At 51.1% G+C, this 986-nt stretch carries 1 protein-coding gene; it reads right to left on the bottom strand.

Annotation, left to right across the window (positions count from 1 at the left end; all coding sequences use genetic code 11):
* A partial coding sequence (locus IB232_RS24070) for a hypothetical protein (RefSeq protein ID WP_225592490.1) occupies positions 1 to 986 on the bottom strand: 986 nt, incomplete at both ends.

Raw genomic sequence — 986 nt, forward strand, 5'->3', positions numbered from 1 at the left:
CTTTCTTCTCCCCTCCTTCTCCTTCCTCCCCTTCCCCTCCCTCCCTCTACCCTTCTTCTTCCTCCCCCCCCTTTTTCCTCTAACACTTCAATTATATTCCTTTCTCCCTCTCTCTCCTTTCCTTTTCCTTCCCCCTCTTCTTCTTCCCTCTTTCCTCCTTCTTTTCCCTTCCCTCCCCTTCCTCCTTCCCTCCTCCCCTTCTCTTCCCTCTTCTTCTTTTTCCTTTTCCCTCTTCCCCCCTTTCCCCCTTTTCCTCCCCCCCTTTCTCCCCTTTTCACTTCCTCCCCCCTCCTCTTCTTCCTTTTTTCTTTTCCCTCTCCCCCCCCCTTCCCTTCCCCCTTTCCCTCCCCCTTTTCTTTCTCCTTTCTCCTCTCTCCCCCCTTCTTCCCCCTTCCCTCTTCCTTCTCTTCCTTTCCTCCCTTTCCCCCTCCCTTCTCCTCCTTTCTCCTTTCTCTTCTCCCCCTCTTCCTCTTCCTCCTCCTCCTTCCTTTTCTCTCTCTTTTTTCTCCTTCTCCTTCCCCCCCCCCCCCTCCTCTTCTCCCTTCCCCTTTCTTCCCCCTCTCTTCCTCCTTTTCTCTTCTCCTCCCCCTTCTCCTTCCTCTCCCTCCCCTTCCTTCTTCCTTCCCCTTCTCTTTTTCTTTTTCCTTCCCTTTTTCTTCTCCTTTTTCTCTCCCTTCTCCTCTCCCCCTCTTTCTCCTCCCTCCCTTCTCCTTCCCCTCTCCTTTCTTTTTCTTCTTTCCCTTTTCCTTCTTTCCCTCTTTCCCTTTTTTCTTTTTCTCTCTTTCTTTCTTCTCTTCTTTTCTTTTTTCCTTCCTTTCTCTCTCTTCCCCCTTTCCCTCTCCTCTTCTTCCCTCCTTTTCTCTTTCCCTTTCTTCTTTTTCTTCTCTCCTTCTTTTTCTCTTTTTCTCCTCCTTCCTCCCTCTCCCCTTTCCTCCCTTCCCCCCTTTTTTCCCCCCCTTTCCTCCCCCTTTCTCTTCTCCCCCTCT

It is taken from the genome of Pseudomonas sp. PDM15 (assembly GCF_014851565.1).
Lineage (GTDB): Bacteria > Pseudomonadota > Gammaproteobacteria > Pseudomonadales > Pseudomonadaceae > Aquipseudomonas.